General features: G+C 48.1%; 7 protein-coding genes. 1 reads left to right on the top strand and 6 read right to left on the bottom strand.

The genetic code is table 11. From position 1 onward, the window contains the following. Positions 1–9,269 (bottom strand): right-handed parallel beta-helix repeat-containing protein (locus VIM72_RS30480; protein ID WP_332006573.1); only part of this gene is annotated, 9,269 nt, incomplete at its 3' end. A 653-nt stretch (positions 9,270–9,922) separates the two neighbouring features. Between VIM72_RS30480 and VIM72_RS30485 the strand changes: the two genes are divergently transcribed. Then, positions 9,923–10,588 carry a response regulator transcription factor gene (locus tag VIM72_RS30485; protein WP_332006574.1) on the top strand — a complete coding sequence of 222 codons (666 nt, stop codon included), beginning with the start codon at positions 9,923–9,925 and terminating at the stop codon, positions 10,586–10,588. On the opposite strand, the gene VIM72_RS30490 is transcribed toward VIM72_RS30485, so the two are convergent. The 5 genes from VIM72_RS30490 to gwsS form a co-directional block, all read right to left on the bottom strand. Continuing rightward, positions 10,554–13,559 carry a sensor histidine kinase gene (locus tag VIM72_RS30490; RefSeq protein WP_332006575.1) on the bottom strand — a complete coding sequence of 1,002 codons (3,006 nt, stop codon included), beginning with the start codon at positions 13,557–13,559 and terminating at the stop codon, positions 10,554–10,556. The two genes, VIM72_RS30485 and VIM72_RS30490, sit on opposite strands and share 35 nt — an antisense overlap. A gap of 289 nt (positions 13,560–13,848) precedes the next feature. Beyond that, complete coding sequence (locus VIM72_RS30495) at positions 13,849–14,415, bottom strand: DinB family protein (RefSeq protein ID WP_332006576.1); 567 nt, start codon at positions 14,413–14,415, stop codon at positions 13,849–13,851. A 117-nt stretch (positions 14,416–14,532) separates the two neighbouring features. Then, on the bottom strand, positions 14,533–15,834 hold the full coding sequence (locus VIM72_RS30500) for an HlyD family secretion protein (RefSeq protein WP_332006577.1): 1,302 nt from the start codon (positions 15,832–15,834) through the stop codon (positions 14,533–14,535). Continuing rightward, entirely contained in the window at positions 15,824–18,031 is a 2,208-nt protein-coding gene (locus VIM72_RS30505; RefSeq protein ID WP_332006578.1) for a peptidase domain-containing ABC transporter, read from the bottom strand. Before VIM72_RS30505 ends, VIM72_RS30500 begins: the two co-directional genes overlap by 11 nt. 1 nt (position 18,032) lies before the next feature. Next, a partial coding sequence (gene gwsS / locus VIM72_RS30510; protein WP_332006579.1) for a grasp-with-spasm system SPASM domain peptide maturase occupies positions 18,033–18,412 on the bottom strand: 380 nt, incomplete at its 5' end.

Genomic DNA, 18,412 nt, shown 5'->3' on the forward strand with positions numbered 1-18,412 from the left:
ACCCACAGCATTTCATTAGGTACGCCGCCCGGTGCAGTCACAAAGCTGGCGAAAGTGAAATATTGGTTATTAGTAAGATCAATAGTGGTAGAATAGCCCGGCACGCCGTTCACATCTGCCTGCGCCAGCTGGATGAACTGATCGCTGCCATCAAAAACAGCATCGTTGCTTACTACCAGGTAAGGTGCGGCAGCGGTTTTCGGCAGCTGGTCTTTCACAATGGAAATAGCCACTGAACCAACCGTACCGGTTTCCTGTACCTTCCATATTCTTGCCATACGGGTAGTTACAGCCGGGTTACCGCTGACAGCGGTGGTAAATGAAGCGCTGGCGCCATCATCGCCCCAAACCATATATGATTTATCGGCAGTGAACGTATTGGTATTGGCGATGTTGGTTGCAGCAATGCTGCCCAGGCCCACTATGGGCTGGAAGCCGGCATTAATGCTCTGGCTCTGCTTCTGCGTGAGCCCTTCCACATCGTCGCGGCCTATACCGGTGATGTTATTTTTATACGTAGCGTTGGCAGTGGCATCCCATACCTTGGTAGTGCCATCGGTAGCCAGGTAATCGGTAGCAGCGGTCTGATCTATCGTATAGCCGTACTTGATAGCCAGGTAGGTAGACACGCGTTGCAGTTCATTGGCGCTTAACGCTGATGGATACACGATAATATCTCCCAATGTACCTTTCCAGGACTGGTTGATGTCCCACGGAGCGCTACCTATCTGGGCGCCGCCGGTACCGGTATTCCATGCCTTTGCCACTGGCCCGCCCAGCACTTTCATTTTACTGTACAAGGTGGCATTACCACCATTGCCTGCCCATACTCCCACCATTTCATTAAACATGCCCGCTTGCCAGTTACCGGCAGCACTTGTCACGTCATTAGCATATCCCACAAAATCAGCGGTACCGTTTCCGCCAATCGTTGCAATACCAACTGCTGTGCTGGTGCCTGCAGCGCCGTATCCAAGCATATATCCATTACCGGTGAGGGTGGATAAGCTACCGGTACCAAAGAATGTTCTGGCGCTGGTGCCTAGTGGCAGCTTGGTGATATCGAGGTTCAGGTAATCTGCACCATCAAATTTCACTACCGGGTTAAAGTTAGCGTTGCCTGCACCATTGTTCAGGTAAAGCGGCTGATTAGCTGCAGTAGCCTGTGTGGCATTGTTCAGCTCTGATGCGTAATCGGTCCAGCCGTTGATAGCCGTATTGTCTGTAGTACTGGAAGTACCCGCATCGGCACGCAGCCAGAGCGAAGTACCCACTACGCCACCCGGCGTTTTGATAGACGAAGCATACGTGAAATACTGGCCACTGGTTAAATCCACGGTGGCGGCGTATTGCTTCACGCCGTTGAGGGTAGTTGCGGTTACAGGGATAAACTGGTCAGTTCCGTCGAAGGTAGCGTCGTTACTGATAACGAGATAAGTTTGTGCGGCATTGGGCAACGCATTGTATGGCACGGCAACCTGTACATTACCGACAGTGCCGGTTTCCTGTACCTTCCATACCCTGGCCATGCGGTAGTTAACCACAGGATGGCCTGTAATAGGGGTTTTAAAGAGACTGCTGCCGGCATTATCACCCCATACCATGTATGATTTATCTGCAGTAAATGTATTTGCATTACCGGTGTTTGTTTCCGCCAGGCTGCTTAAACCGATAGCCAGCTGTATGCCATCCGCGGTATTACGGGATTGCTTCTGGTTAAGGTCTTCTGCATCATCGCGGCCAATACCGGTGATATAGTTTTTATAAGCACTGTTTACAGTGGCGTCCCAAATAGTGCTGCCATCGGTAGCCAGGTAATTGCTGGCGCCATTGTTCAGCGAGATGCCGTATTTAATACCCATGTAGGTATTTACACGTTGCTGCTCATTTGGTGTAAGCGCATTGGCATAAACGATCAGGTCGCCCATACGGCCATTGTAGGAGCTGGTATTAGCGCCTAACTGGAAAATGCTATTGTTACCGCTAAATACGCTGGTATTGTTACCTGTAGCCACGCTCACGCCATTCCTGTAAATAGCCTGCTTGTTGGTAGCAAGACTAATATCATCAGTGGCAGTCCACAGAATAACCTGGTTGCTGATATCTCCAGCGTTATAAGTAAGACGGTTACTGACATAAGGAGCATCCCAATAAACAATATTGTCGCCCCATGTGGCATGCAACGTAAACTGGGTACCTGTGCCAGCTTGTTCCGTAAAGATAACGGTATTAACAGGCGTCTTCTGACTGGCTGCAAAGAAGGCGTTAGCGGCAGTATAATTGCCTGTCTTCAGGAATGAGCTACCCGTCATTGAATGAGGCGCACCATTGAACCTTACCACGGGGTTAAAGTTCATGTTGTTGGCGGCATTATTGAAATACAACGGCTGATTGGCCGGCGTAGCCTGCGACATGTTATTCCCGTTAGGGCTATAGTCGTTCCAGGTACTGATTTGCATACTGTCTGCGTTGGCAGAAGTACCAAGATCCGCGCGCAGCCAAACCAGTTTACCGCTGTTCACACCGCCCGGGTATTTCACCGCGGCGCCGAAGGTGAAATAAATACCATCGGGCATCAGGCTGGAGTTAAGCGTAATTGTTTTATCAGCATTCAGCGGCAGTTCCTGGTTAATGGTAGCGAAAGTAGGATCCGTGCTGATCAGCAGGTATACTTTCGTGCCTGGTGCATCAGCTTTCAGGGTGATAGGCTGATCGGCCCAGTTGGTCTTGTCTACCTTCCAAACGCGGGCCAGGCGGCGTGTCGCGTTTGTTCCGCTTACAATATTTCCATAAGAAGCAGCTGTCTGCCCATTATCTCCAAATACAAAGAAAGATTTATCGTTGGTGATGGTGTTGGTATTCTGTTCGTTGGTAATAGCGATGTTATTACCCAGGGAGATGGTTACAAAACCAGTGTCTACACTGAGCGATTGTTTGGTGTTCAACGCTGTAGCATTATCTCTTCCTATACCGGTAATGCGGGCTTTATAAACAGGATCAGCAGTCCAGTATTTTGAACCATCGGTAGCCAGGTAATCGGTGGCGCCGTTATTTACGGTGATACCGTATTTAAGACCCAGGTAGGATTCTACCGACTGGCGTTCTACATCGGACAATACGCGGTTATAGGCGATCACTTCTCCCATCTTACCTATCCAGTAAAGCCCACGGGCAGCTATGGTACGGGAGCCGATAGAAATAAGATTAGCGGTGAGTGGCGTCAGATTAATGGTCCCCTGGTTATCGAGTGTATAGTTTTCAAACACGCGTATCCCGTTGGGTGTATTGTTTTGCTGGCTACCGCTGAAAATATAGGGTTTACCTGTCTCGAAAGAGTTAGTACCGGTTATAGCAATCACTGCTGCGGCATTCTCCAGGTACTGCAATTTTCCGGAAACGATCCGGAATTCCATTCCATGAGGCGAACCCACGTCTCCGCTACTGATAAGGTCTCCCGCATTAAAATAGTCAGTACTGCTGCCAACTGCAAAAACAGTGGCCGTAGCAGGATTAATGCGTGTAGTAGTAATATCCAGGAAGTCGTTGGTACCATCGAATACCAGGCCGTAGTTAAAGTTAAGGGCCTTTGCATCCGTAATGGCCTGACTGCCCACCACGCCCTGTATGGCGTTATTACCTAAGTTGCTATAGTCGTTCCACTGGCTGCCACCGGATATGCCATCATCTGCACGCAACCAGAAAGAAACGCCGTTATTTACACCATTTGGTCCGGTGACCATCCTTGCAAAAGTAAAGTAAGCGCCATCAGGTACCAGGTTGCTGTTAACCGTAACCGCGCCATCGGCATTCAATACATAAGCTGCATCTCCTGCGCCAAAAGTATTATCGGCACTTACCAGCAGGTAGGTACGCGCATTACCGCCAGACAAACTGAAGGTAATGTTCTGATCAGACCAATTGGTTTTCTGGGCTTTGAAAATACGGGCCATGCGGGCGTTCACAGTACTGATACCGGTAACCGGTGTCAGGTAAGTGGTAGCGCCGGCGTCGTCGCCGAAAGTGAAGAACGAAAGGTTATTCGTAATAGCCGTTGCATTGTCTTTGTTGGAAACTGCTACCGCTGTACCTGCAGCAATGGTAACCAGGCCGGTGTCGGCGCTTACCGACTGTTTCTGGTACAGCATGCCCCGGTCGTCCCGACCTATACCTGTAATATGTTTAGCATAGCTACCGCCAGCGGAAGCCTGCCACATTTTAGTGGTACCATCACTGGCAATGTAATCCAGCGGCGTATCTATTCCCAGCGTAAGGCCATACCGTAATGCCAGGTAGGATTGCACCTGCTGGCGTTCCAGCGTGCTCAGTTTGCGGGAATACATGATTACTTCGGGGATATCGCCATTGAACACTGAATTGTGGCCGGCTCCCAGGTAATCTTTGGCGCCAGCAGGGGAAAGGAAGCTTACTGCATTAACGTTTGCCGTTAACAACACTTTGCCGTCAATACCCGCCGCCCAGTCGTTGGTAGCGCTCCAGATATTCAGCAGATGCGCATTGCGTGCATTTACAGATGCCGGGTAAGCAAAGTTCCTGCGCGCAGTGGCAGAGCCAAAATAAGAATAATGATTATTGTTAGAATATGTATATGTTGCCTGGGCACTTGCATAGGTGCCGCCAAACTCGAAAGGATAATGTAAGGTAGCTGAAGTATTATCGAGATTAGATGCCTGCACAGAGAATACTTCGCCTGCAGTAAAGGCATTTGCAAATTCCGGAAGTGTAAAATAGGTACCGCCGGCAAAGCCTATACCCGGATTGAAATTGAAAGATGCTGGTTTCCATGCTGCCACGTTTCCATTTACTTTAGGCCATACCCGTGCGGAGGCGCTCAGCTCTTTCCATTGTGTAACATTGTTGCCTCCTACGATTCCGCTATCTGCCCTGGCCCATACTTCCAGGCCCGCTCCTACGCCTGCCGGCGCGGCCTGTGTATTGCCGAAGGTGAAATAAACGCCATCGGGCAAGAGGTCGCTGTCGATTGTTATGGCGCCATTTTCATCCAGCGCATACACTTTATCTCCTGCGCCAAAAGTTTCATCGGTACTTACCAGGAGGTAGTTCTTGTTGCTTCCGTTTGTGAGCGACAAGGTAACCGGGCTCTTAGCCCAGTTGGTGCGGTCTGTTTTATAGATACGTCCTAAACGCAGCGTAACATCACCCAGGCCGTTAACCGCCTGACTATACGTAGCAGCCTGACCGTTATCACTGAAAGTAAAGAAAGAAAGATCATTGGAGATATCTACCGGGTTTTCCGCATTGGAGGCGGTTAAACTACTGCCAATGCCAATGCTTACGTTGGCGCCGTCCAGTTGCGACCGGCTTTGCTTCTGAAGCAGGGTGCCGTTATCATCGCGGCCTATACCGGTAATACGCTCGCCGTAACCTGTATTCTTGGAGGCGGTCCACATCCGGGTAGTACCATTGCTGGCAATGTAATCGGTGAGGGCGCCAGCCGCGGTTTTTAAAGTAAGACCATATTTCAGGCCCAGGTAACTGTTCACCTGTGCGCGCTCAGTGGCGTTTAACTGCCGGTTGTAGAAGATCAGCTCTGAAATGCGGCCATTGAAGATGGAGTTATGCCCCGCACCGATAGCGGTGTTCAGCGCTGATCCCCTTCCAAAGCTAACCGGGAAGGCAGTGCTGCTGCCAATGGTTTTGCCATCGAAGTTCAGCGACCAGCTACCAGGAGCGCTCCAGTTATTTAATAAATGAGGCAGCTGTATGTTGATACCTGTTAACGCATATCCCGGGCGTGTGGTGGTACCAAAATGCGTATAGTGGCTTCCGTTATACACGTAGAACGGCGCACCGCCTGCCGTGGTAGGGTCGCCACCAAACTCAAAGGGGAAGCTTGGCGCAGTGGAAGTAGCCGCCAGGTTAGAGAGTTGCACAGAGAATATTTCTCCCGCTGTGTAACCTTCGGTAAACTTAGGTACGCTGAAATAATTATTCGCCTGAAAATTGAGACCGGGGTTATAGTTAATGGCGTTCTTTTCCCAGCTGACAGGAGCATTTGCCAGGGCTAAAGGCCATTCTCTCTGCCCGGTCTGGTCTTCCCATTTAATAATATTACCATCCACAACACTAGCGCCGGCATCTGCCTTCACCCATGTTTGCAGGTTAGTGGCAACTCCGCCCGGGAATTTCTGTTGCTGACCGAAGGTAAAGAAAGCGCCGTTGGCCAGGTCTGCACTGGAAACGGTAACGGTTCCGTTGCTGCTTAGTTTCAGCTCTTTGCTGACAGTGCCAAAAGCGGCATCTGTACTGATAAGCAGGTAATTATTTTCTGTACCGCCTGCCAGTTGCAGTGTTACCTGCTGGGCGTTACTCCAGGAGGCAGTTTTCTGCACCTTCCAAACGCGGCCCATGCGGTTGTTGGCATTAGTACTGGTTACTGCTATAAAGTAACTGGTGTTGCCGTTGTTATCGCTGAAGGCAAGGAATGATTTGTCCTGTGCAAAATTATTGGTATTGGCAGCGTTAGAGGCAGCTATGGCATTTCCCAATGCAATAGTCACGATACCGGTATCCTGGCTCAGCGATTGTTTCTGGTTCAACATGCTGCAATCGTCGCGGCCAATGCCGGTGATGCGGGCGCCATAACCTGTGTTGGAAGCGGCTGTCCATATTTGTACGGCGCCGTCGCTGGTAACATAATCCGTTGCGCCCGCATTGAGCGTGATGCCATATTTCAGCGCCATATAGGATTCAATGCGCTGTATTTCCACGGGGGTAAGGTCGCGGTTATAAATGAATACTTCCGGGATCAGCACTTTTGAATACTCCCCGTAAGTGGCGCCACCTACATCCAATGTCCATACACCAGCATCAGAAGTGAGCCCGTTTTTCAGCAGGGCGCCGTTGCCTTTAAAGTCGTACGCACCGGTGACAGCCCTTTCAAAAGAGTAGAGCTTACCCTTTGCGGTAACTGCGTTACCGGTATTAAGCCAGCCTTCCACGTATAGCCGGTTTTCCATGCCTCCATGCCAGCCCATTAATTTATTGCCGGTGGTGCTGGCGAATACGCGGCCGGTTTGGGAGCCTTCCAGTTGTCCCATACCCATAATGGAATACGCACCCGTTACTCCAGCCGAAGCGGGTACCCTGTGCGCATCGTTACCATCGTAATAAATGGCGGGGTTGAAGTTCACCATGGCGGTGGTGTTGTCCGGATCGCCTGTCACCAGCATATGATTGGCATTCCCGGAAATATCGCCCCAGTTCACACCATTCACTGCCTGGTCTGCCCGGTACCATGCCAGGATGCCGTTGTTTACACAGGCAGGCCCCTGGAAGGTCATAGGTATACTGTTGCCAAATTCTGAAGTACCGCAATTGTTAGCGGGTATACGAAGCGTGGCTGTCCAGAAACCGAGGCCGGTAGCGCCCGGCCCCGCATTGTAAGTGATTGTTTGTGTAGATGTACCGGCAGATAATCCTGTTATGGAAGTAACAAAATATTGCCCGCTCGTTTTACTCGTAGCGGGATCGTTTGCATAAATATCTACGGTGTATTGCGCACCGGCCGTTATATTCGGTATCGTAAGCTGTAACTGGTACTGCCCCCCTCCCTGTGCGGTGGACGACACCAGTACCGGCGTTTTGCCGCCGGCAGCCGTATAAGTACAGTTACCGGCGGGGTTTGAGATACCCAAACCGGTATTGTTATAAATAGCGTTATTGGAGATGATCACCTTATTGGGGGCGTCATTATTAATACCTGCACCACCGTTATCATGGATCACGCAACCTGTTACCTGTGCATCCGTTACGCCTGCACCGCCGTAAAACCAAATACCATGGCTGGCGTTGTTCACCACGGTATCTCCTGCCAGGTCCACATCTGTTAATGCATTGGCGCCGTTTACAACTATACCGGAACGGGTCTGCTTATAAAAAGATGAATTAACAATATCAACGTTATTCCTGGCGGCATTGCCACCAAATTCAATACCATCGACATTATTGGTAAACTTCGAATTGGTTACCTGGAAATTGGTGGCTGCGGCAGATACGGTAATACCATCCGCATCAAACTCATTGAAAGTAACATTATTGATAGCCACGTCAGTAGCGGCTCCTACAAATACAACACCTGCATCCACATCATCTGTATTGGCCGGTTTATCACCATTCAATACAGAGTTGCTGAAATTAAAACCGTTTACTGTGCTTTCAAACCTGATATAATTGGTCGCTGCGTAAAGTCCGGGCATAGTATTCCCCATCACGACGTTATTCATGGTAATGTTGCTGGCGGCGCCATTGAACCATATGTTAAGAACATCGTTTTCATTTATATTAACCGTATCCAGGGTAATATTGTTTGTCGTATTATCGAAGCGGATGGGGTTGTCACCATCATCATCAGTGCCTATCACATCCATATCTATGGTAGTCCTCCTGATCTGAAAATTGGTGGCGGGGTAATCGCAGTAAATGCCTATCGATACACCACTCCATAAGCTATCTATAACCACATTCCTGAACAGCACATTATTCGCTGTTTCCACGGCGCCGGCGGTGTTATCAAACATAATGGCGTTCTGAAAGCCACTGATGTTGCTGTTGGTCAGCGTAAGCCCATTCACTCCTGCATCGCGGAATACAATCCCTTCCCCGCCCCGGGTATTACCAGCAGTGCTGAGCTGGATATTATCCATCACCAGGTTGGTTTGCGTGCCGCCTGTAAAATAAAAAGCCCTTCCGTTGTACACGCCTCCGGCAGGCTCCACATCCGTGGAAGAAATATTCCTTACCGTTAAACCGGTGGAGGCTCCCTGCACCCTCATAAATGCATTCAGGAAATTTCCTACGGTACTGAAAGAGCGTATATTCTCAATCGTTATACCTGTTCTGTTCGGAAATATGTCCACATTAATGTCCCCGTTGTTCTGCACGGTAAAATTCCGGATGGTTACGCTGTCCGCATTAATCACAAAAGGATTAATAATGGAATTGGTACCGGTGGAATACAGCGTGATCCTGTTCTGCCCGTCGATGGTCAGGTTCTTTGCCGTAATAGTTGGCATAGAAGAGGCCAGCGTAATCTGCCCGTGCACATTGAACACGATCTGGTGCGTTCCCGCACCTGCCGCATTGGCATCCAGGATGGCCTGCCGGAGCGAACCGGGCCCTGCGTCGTTGGTATTGGTAACAGGGAAGTTATTTGCCGTTGCAGTAACAGCTGAAATCATCCCAAAAAGAGCCAGCACCAAACGTTTGCAGCCTTTGCCGAAAAATTTCAAATCGGGTTTCGTAACATTAAAGAGGGACATAATGCAATAAACTTAGGGTAATGAGGGCCCCTTCCACCATGTTATACATAGCCGGCAGGGAAAGATTCCTGTAAGGATCTTTGTATGCTTATATACAGATATGGTTGCCTGTTAAAAGCCGTGCACGGCGGTATTCAGCCGGCATCGGTTAAAAACCGGAAGCATTACAGGGTTCATAGTCGACAGGATTTGCACCAACACACTATTGTAAGGCACGCATGTTGCGGCGATTGAGTAAAAATTCCCATAGGAAAACGTTATAATGACAAAAAGGATACGGGTATTATTTCGGTCCTAAATTTCCAGGATGTTCACATGACTCAACGGAACAAACTGTTTAGCGAAAATAGATAAACCATTCCTGCGCACTTGTCGTTATAATTCAATAGTACTGTAGTATTTACACTACAGGTGTCATCATATGAAAATATTAGCCGTGCGTTCAGACTTCTTATCAACTTCCAGCCTGGCCTGGTTTTTCTGAAAGACAGCCGCCTGCCGGTTTGAGAAAACCACCATCCCAATATTTTTATCAAGCAAAAAAATTATGGGCATTAAAAAAAAACACTATTTTAGAGCTGGCAAAATAACTATGTATCCGCGATTCCCTAACCGAAACCGAAATGATAAATGTATTAATAGCAGATGATCATTCGATTGTAAGACTTGGTATGAAGCAGATTTTAAGCTCCCTATCCGGCGCCATGCTTACCACCGAAGCGAAAACATTTGATGAAGCCATATTTCTTATTGAAGCCCAAACCTTCGACCTGCTGATACTGGACATTAACATGCCCGGCGGAAACAACCGGCAAATGATAGATGCTGTGAAACTGCGGCAGCCGGGTACCAGGATACTGGTTTTTTCTGCATACGACGAAATACTGTACGCCCTTAATTATCTGCAGGCCGGTGCAGATGGTTATATTGAAAAAAACTCCCCCGACGAAGAGTTCAGGACAGCCATCAATGCCGTTCTCAGGGGTGAAAAATATATCAGCAGGGCAGTCCGGGAATTGCTGCTTGGCAAATTTACCGGGCAACAGGAACATCGTAATAATCCTTTCACCGTGCTTTCTCCCCGGGAGATCGAAGTAATGAACCTGATCACCCAAGGGCTTCCCCTGATAAAAATTGCGGAAACGCTCCATTTGCAGCTAACAACGGTGAGCACCTATAAAACACGCATCTTTGAAAAAGTGGGTGTAAAGAATGTGATAGCTTTAATAGAAAAAGCACAATTGTACAAAGTAACTAGCCATTTAGCCGGAGTTGCAGGGAAATCTTAGTACCACCATCAATTCCCGGACCTGCAAACAACCTGCCCTTTATCAGCGGGAGCAGTTCCTTTACCAGGATCAGCCCTATCCCGGCGTTGCTGAAATTTCCCATACCGTCATTTTCCGCCTGGTTGATCCAGTCCCTTACTTCCACCGGAATGCCGGGGCCGGTATCCAGCAAATGGATGGTGAGCAGCCGTTCATCTCTTTCAGCACTTAATTTCACTCCGCCCCTGGTTGTATACTTCACCGCATTGTCTAACAGGTTATGCAGCACCACCGCCAGGAGCTGCCTGTTTATTACTACTGTTGTTCCCGGTGGAATATCATTGACGATCTGTATCCCCTTTGAGCCGGATACGGGTCTGAAGATCTCCATCTTTTCTTCCGTTAACTGGTAGATGTCTACCGTTTCCTCTGAAAATTCGCCGGTAAGGAAGGATATGCGCATGTAATGGATCAGGTTATCTACCAGGTGATGCATGCGATAAAGACTATCGTAGGTCACGGTTTTTATTTCCTTCTCCAGCAGCGCATTGGAAGCTGGTTCATTTTTATTTACCCTGATTAAAAACTTCAGCGGCGTTTTTATATCATGCGTAATGGCTGCGAGCAGGCGTTTATGCATAAAGCTCTGTTTACGCAGCTGTTCGTCTGATTCCTGGAGTATAGCCATTGTTTCCTCCAACTCCCGGGTGCGGCTCATTACCTTCAATTCCAGTTGCCTGTTCTTTTCCCGGATATGCCGGATACGTATCTTATAAAACAGTACCACCAGGCAAATCAAAGCGATCAGCATCGCCAGCCGGAACCATCCCTTTTCATAAAAGGCTTTCTGTACATGGATCAGGATCACCTTCTCTGTATATTGATCGTCTCCAAACCCTTTCAGCTTGCGGATATGAATACGGTAATCGCCTGATGGCAAAGTTGAAAAGGTGATCGTTCTGTCGCTGTTTACAGGCAACCATATCTGTTCTTCCGGATTTGCTTCTGTTTCCAGGGAATAATAAAACTGCAGGTTCCTGGGATCTCCGAAATAAGGAGAGCTAATGTGAAACCGGAAGCTTTGGAAATTATTCGGCAGGTTAAATTCTTTTGAGGCTGCTGTTACTTTCAGGTTGTGCTCTGCCCAGTCTATATATATCCCTTTATCCGGCATCTCCATCCGGATAGCAGAAGGGGTAAACTGCACTAACCCATCCAGCGACGGCAGGGAAATATCCCCGTTCTCATATTCCATGGAGCAAGGCTCGCAACCGCCGTTAAATTCGTTTGTATTAAAGCCCTGGTCTTTTCCAAAGTAATAATAATACACATCCTGCTGCTTTCCCTCTGCGAAATCAATGGCATCCTGCCTGCTGATCCGGAACAATCCCTTGTTGGTAGTAAGCCAGAAGTAGCCCTGGTCATCTTCTGTAATACAATGCGTGGTGGCCATATACCGTTGCCTGTCTTGCGGCAGCGCTGCCAGTTGCTCATTGTGGTAAAGAAAAACCCCCTTATTATACGTGGTGATCCAAACTTCACCATGTTTGGGAATATAAATACTTCTTACATTTCCCTGTTCCAACCCCTTGATCGTATCAGTGCGCCCCGATGGCAAATGTACCCGGTACAGCCCCTTGCCGGTACCTATCCATAAAATTCCCGGTTTCCCGTCTTTTATAAAGGTTACGTCATTCACTGCAGCGGGGAGGAACTGTAATGCCAGGTCCGGGCCGGCTGTTTTTATATAATAAAGCCCTGGAAATCTTCCACCTACCCACAGCGTATCTCCGGCGCCGGCATAAACCTGCCCGATGAGAAAGGGCAAATCAGTTTTGTGCAGTATCCGGCTGAAATCGGGCGATACCGTAACTAATGTTACTCCATCTCTTCCCCAGTATCTTCCCTGTTTATCACGGGCCAGTGTATATTTTTCCAGCGTGTTTTCCTTTTTGAACGACAATGGCAGCCAGTTATATGTCCCTTTCTGGTTAAAAACAAGCCCGGCACTTGTTACCACCGCATTTCCGGGAAAAGGGGCCTGTGCATAAAATACTTCTGCACCTGAGGTATCAGACTTACGCACCATAAATTGCTGCCGGGTCCCGATATATAAGCCCTTTGTGGAACTTCCCAGGAAAACGCGGCTGTTAGGCTGATCATAGTAGATCGAGGTAATATAGCTGCGATGAAAATTGAAATCCCGCAGCACTACAGAGCTGTGGATACGTCCCCCCTGTTCCGGCCGTAACAGGTAGCAGCTATTATCCGTATAAACAAAAACCTGGTGCGCCGCCAGGTTCCAGTACAGCTCCATCTTACATTTACTAAAAGCAGGATCAGACAAAAGATCTCCGGTAAGCACTGCCTTTACCGGGCGTTCTCTTTCCCACCGGAGCAGATGCCCATCCCTGCTAAGATAAAAAAGCTGGTCGCCGCAAATAAATAACCGCTGCAGGTCCAGCTGAGGTTGGATAATGCGGTACTCTACTTTCTCCTGCCTTATAAAAGAGATGGTATCATGCCAGGCGGCAAAATAACTGTGCGCATCCTGTGGTATCACCACAGGGCGCAATTTGGAAAAAGGTGCAACAAGGTCATCAGGCCATCCCCTGATAGGATAGTAATCATTTTTCTTATCCCTATACCGGTGATATTTGTATCCCGGCAGTTCCGTTCCAATATGTTTTACCGCGCTTTCAGTAACAGTCAGGATCTCGCCAATATCCGTTTCTACGGCTATAGCGGTATCACCAGGATACATCCTGGCCATCCTGCTGCTTTTCAAACCGGGCAGGTTATCAGTGTTAAAGTTCAGAAAGTAACTGCCATCGAATCTTGTTAACCCGTTTTCCGTGGCCAGCCATAAAAAACCATTCTTATCTGCCGCAATACCTTTTACACTGTTCTGCGGCAAGCCGTCTTCATCCGTAAAATGCCTGATAGTATAATGCACCGAGGTGTCCACTGAAGCAATGGGCGCGATTGGCAAGAAATCCAATAAAGATAGGCTGAGACAAAAAATAAGGTTCATCTTGTATTAAAAACATCACGACAATACACATCAACCGTGATTTCTGACATCACATCGGGTAAAGATATAAAACTTTTGTTTGTCTTCACCTAAAGTCAATCATACAAATATCCTATTTTGCCGTCATGAACAAGGCGAATTATTTCCCGGTCAGCTTCCTCCTGCCGGGAGGGGCGGCCCTGGCGATATTTCTGAGGCTGCGCCGGCTAAATGAGGTCTTGTCTTCCAGGAGTATGTAAAGTAATTGCTATTTATCGTTAAGCGTTGCAGGCGGTACTATGCCGCACATCCTGAGATAGATCGCCATCTGGCCGTAATGCTCATTTGCGTGGGTGAGCGCATAAAATGCAAGATCAAGCCTTGGCAGCTTTCTCCATCTGAAATCAATCATATCCATTGCGTTTTGAGCTGTCAGGGTCAGCATCGCCTTGCGCCCAATGGCAAAAGAACTTTTGAGGTATGCGATGATCTCTTTTTTGGTTGTAATATTCCGGGGACCATTTACATCTTCGATATCAGGGCGAATTGAATCACCGGTAACAGCACTCCAGATGAGAATATTGTCGGTAGCCAGATGCATTATCTGGCCGGCAAATGTGCGTACACCTTTTAAATTGCTATTGGCTATATGAAGACTTTCCGGGCTGAAGTTAAACCTGTTTTCCGGCATCGCTTCTGCAGCGGTCAGAATATCATTCTCAATTTTATTGAACTGCCTTTCTATCGCAGGTGAAAGTGATTGCTGTCCCAAACAGGGTGTTAACGCAATAAAATGGAATACTACAAGGCTTATTATTTTCCTGGTGAAGGCCATATGATAGCTATTAGAGATAATGATTTGTGGAAGAATATAAATGTACCATTTTTTCCAAAAGATGAATTAACAAAAAAGCCCGCGTCGGGCGGGCTTTACAATCTGATTAATTTTCCACTATTCAAACCGCAGCAGTTTTCTCATCTGGTAAAAAAATCTTTCCAGTAAACGCAGGTCCTGCGTAACAACTTCGGCATTGCCTTTTAATTCTTTATCGAAGGGGAGTGTTTTATGAAAAGATGTTTGCAGGCCATTGGGAAGAATCACGTTCACATAGTAATTACCGTCTTTATCCGGTGAATTGGCGATGTTCTTCACGCGGCCTTCCACCATACCAAATTCCTGGTAAGGATAGTTGTCCAGCTTCAGCAATACCTTCTGCCCTTCCTTTACCTTACCGGAATTGGTGGCGGGGATCTGCAACCGGCCAACGAGCATATCCCTGTTGTTAGGCATAACCGACATCAGGATATCGCCGGCTTTAACAAACTGGTTCCTGCCCAGGAACTGCTGGAAGCTCACTACGCCGTCAACAGCCGATACCAGCAGGTAGTTTTGCTCCCAGGCATTGAGGGATTTTCTCAGCTGCTCAAACAACTGTACAGTCTGGGAAGTCAAATTGATCTTATCTTTCTCTGCATTAATGGTCACCCCGCTCCTGGTTTTCTCAATACCAAGAATCCCTTCCTGGAGTTGGGAGATAGTAATATTGATGTTTTCCAGGCTTTGTTCTGCCTGTAAAAATTTCATTTTTTCCTGGTTCAGCTCCGATGCAGAAACCACCTTCTCCTTAAAAAGTTCCTGGTACCTGTCGAACTCCCTTTTAGACAGCTCATACTTTGTTTGTTCCAGGCTCTTCTGTTGTTCCAGGGTACGTATCCTGCTGCGCGATTCCGCCAGGCTTCTGTTGGCCGCGGCATAGTCCGGCGAATAAGGCTGCAACCTGGCATATAACTGCTCTTCCGTTAAGGCTTTGGCAAAAGCGTTATAATCCAGCTGGATGTCGCCCAGCTTGAACCTGGCTGCCTCACTAAGCGGGAAATGCGCCAGCCCGCTGTTATCCAGCGAATCAATGATACGCCTGAGCGCCATCACATCCCGGTAATCGGCTGTGGATTGCAACACCATCAGCACCTGGTTCCTGGACACGGCCTGGTGATCTTCCACAAATATTTCCGTTACCCTGGTATTGGTTCTTGCTTCCAGTTTTTCCGGTGGGTTTTGGGAAGAGATGATCACCGTGGAAGGAACAAACTCCGGGTATTTGATGAGATAACTCATGAGCAAAATAAGCAGGAGTATAATAAATATAGTGGTATTCCCCCAACGTACCATCCAGTGCGGCGGTTGCGTGAGAATGTCCTGCACGCCTTCAGAATGCAGGTGAATAGTGTCTATGATATCTTTCTTAGTTTCCAAGTTCCAGTTGATTTTTTACCAGCCTGTAATATTCCTTCCGGAGTGATACCAGTTCATCATGACTTCCTTCTTCCACTACTTTTCCTTTATCCAGTACAATGATCTTATCTGCATTTTTTACGGTGGATAACCGGTGAGCGATGATAACAGCCGTTTTCCCTTTGAGGAACTGTTCCAGGTTGCCCATGATCGCTTTTTCTGTATTGGCGTCCAGCGCGCTGGTGGCTTCATCAAAAAATATAAACTCCGGCGATTTATACACGGCCCTGGCAATAAAGAGCCGCTGCTTCTGCCCCCCGCTGACACCAATTCCCTCGTTACCGATCTTTGAATTATAACTCAGCGGCAGGCTTTCCACGAAATCCTTAATACAGGCCACCTCCACGGCTTTCCTGAGCTGTTGCCGGTTAATATCATCTGCACCTACGGCGATGTTTTTAGCGATGGTATCATTGAACACATATCCTTCCTGCATTACCACGCCACATAGATCCCTCCAGTACCGCGCCGAAATATTCTGCAGCTGTATATTCCCTATTTTCACTTCCCCTTCGCCCGGCTCATAAAATTTCAGCAACAGTTTCAGCAGCGTGGTTTTACCGCTGCCGCTGGCGCCCACTATAGCCGTAGTTTTGCGGTGAGGAATGCTTAGGCTCAAATGCTCAAACACCGGGGCACTGGCGCCTGTGTAACGGAACGATACATTGTTCAGCACAATATCCTGTTCAGGAATTTCCGCAGCGGTTTGTATCCCGGGGCGTTCCTCGTCTTCCTTATCATGGATCTCTCCCAGCCGCTCCAGCGATATTTTTGCGTCCTGCAGCTGCTTCACAAAATCCATCAGTTGTATCAGCGGCCCGTTCAGCTGGCCGATGATGTACTGTACAGCCAGCATCATCCCCAGGGTAAGGTTACCATCCAGCACCAGTTTGGCGGCCAGGAAGCTCACGAAGATGTCTTTCATCTGGTTAATAAAATTCGCGCCCACGGTTTGCCATTGTTCCAGCGACAAAGCCCTGATCTGGATCTTAAACAGTTTCACCTGCATAAACTCCCAGCCCCAGCGCATCTGTTTCTCAGCATTGTGCATTTTGATTTCCTGCATCCCGTTCACCAATTCAATCACTTTACTTTGTTCCTGTGATAACTGTGAAAAACGTTTATAGTCCAGCTCCTTTCTCTTCTTCAGGAAAAAAGAAATCCATCCCACCGACAGCACCGCTCCCAGCAGGTAGATCAGGAATAAACGGTAATCGTACAACAACAGCACTACACTGAAAATAACCAGGTTTACCAGGGAGAAAAGCGTATTCAGGGAAGAATTGGTGAGCAGTTGTTCTATGCGCTGGTGATCATTGATGCGCTGCATAATATCGCCGGTCATGCGGGTATCAAAATAGCTGATCGGCAATTTCATGAGTTTTATGAAGAAGTCGGACACAATAGAAATATTGATCCGGCTGGAGAGATGCAGTAAGATCCAGCTGCGCACAATGTCTATTCCCATTCTTCCAACAAACAACATCACCTGTGCCAGCAATACCAGGTAAATAAAGCCCAGGTCGTGGTTCTGGATACCGATGTCTACAATGCTTTGTGTAAGAAAGGGAAAAATAAGCGACAACACGCTACCGGCTAAAAGGCCAATGACCAGCTGAGCGATCAGTTTTTTGTACCGGGAGAAATAACCGAACAGGAAAGAAAAATCTTTCCTGCTGCGCGGCGCTGCTGCATCTGCCTCATAAAACCCCGGGGTAGGATCCAGCAACAGGGCGATACCTTCTTCATCCCGCTCTGTCTTTCCCCGTCCTATCCATCCATCTATAAATTCCTGCTGTGTATATTTAAGCAAACCGTAAGCAGGATCGGAAACATAAACAATGGTATTGCCACCAGATTTCTTCACTTTGTACACCACCACGAAATGCTGTTGCCCCCAGTGGCAGATACAGGGCAGCGGCGCTTCTTCCACCAGGGTGAGGAAGTCGATCTTTACGGCCAGCGATTTAAAACCCAATCCCTCTGCAGCTGCCGACAGGCCCAGTAAAGAGCTTCCCTCCCGCGTGGTTTCTGCCAGCGACCGGATGGTTTCAATTTCCGTTAACCTGCCGTAATATTTACTGATAATTTTTATACAGGTAGGACCACAATCCTTCCCGTCCGGCTGCATATAAAAAGGGAATGCTTTCAGCTTCATATTATTTTGTTATCTCTTCCAGCCCGTACCAGGCAATGGCGGATTGCTTCAGCGGGTTCTCCGCCCAGTTTTCCCAGCTGTTGGTATACGGATCGTAGCCGCATTTCAGCGGCCGGGAATACAGATCCTGCGGATCTTCCAGGTAGGCCCTGCAATCCGTGCATACATGCCGGAATTCACAATCTTTGCAAACCGCTATTTCATCTTTACGGATGTTGCTGTACCGGTGAAATGCTTTATTATCCAGCACTTCCCGTACAGATGTTTCCGTTACATGACCATAATGCTCCGGTAAGGAAGGGCAGTTTTTAATATAGCCGTTCCCGTCTATACTCAGCTTCCTGTTCAGGCAGGTGTTAAAATGCTGGCTTTCGGTAAACA

The sequence above is a fragment of the Chitinophaga sp. genome (assembly GCF_036569185.1).
In the GTDB taxonomy this organism is placed as follows: Bacteria; Bacteroidota; Bacteroidia; order Chitinophagales; family Chitinophagaceae; genus Chitinophaga.

Coding starts and splice junctions, on each gene's coding strand:
- VIM72_RS30485 (WP_332006574.1), top strand. CDS start 9,923: ATGATAAATGTATTAATAGCAGATGATCATTCGATTGTAAGACTTGGT.
- VIM72_RS30505 (WP_332006578.1), bottom strand. CDS start 18,031: ATGAAGCTGAAAGCATTCCCTTTTTATATGCAGCCGGACGGGAAGGAT.
- VIM72_RS30495 (WP_332006576.1), bottom strand. CDS start 14,415: ATGGCCTTCACCAGGAAAATAATAAGCCTTGTAGTATTCCATTTTATT.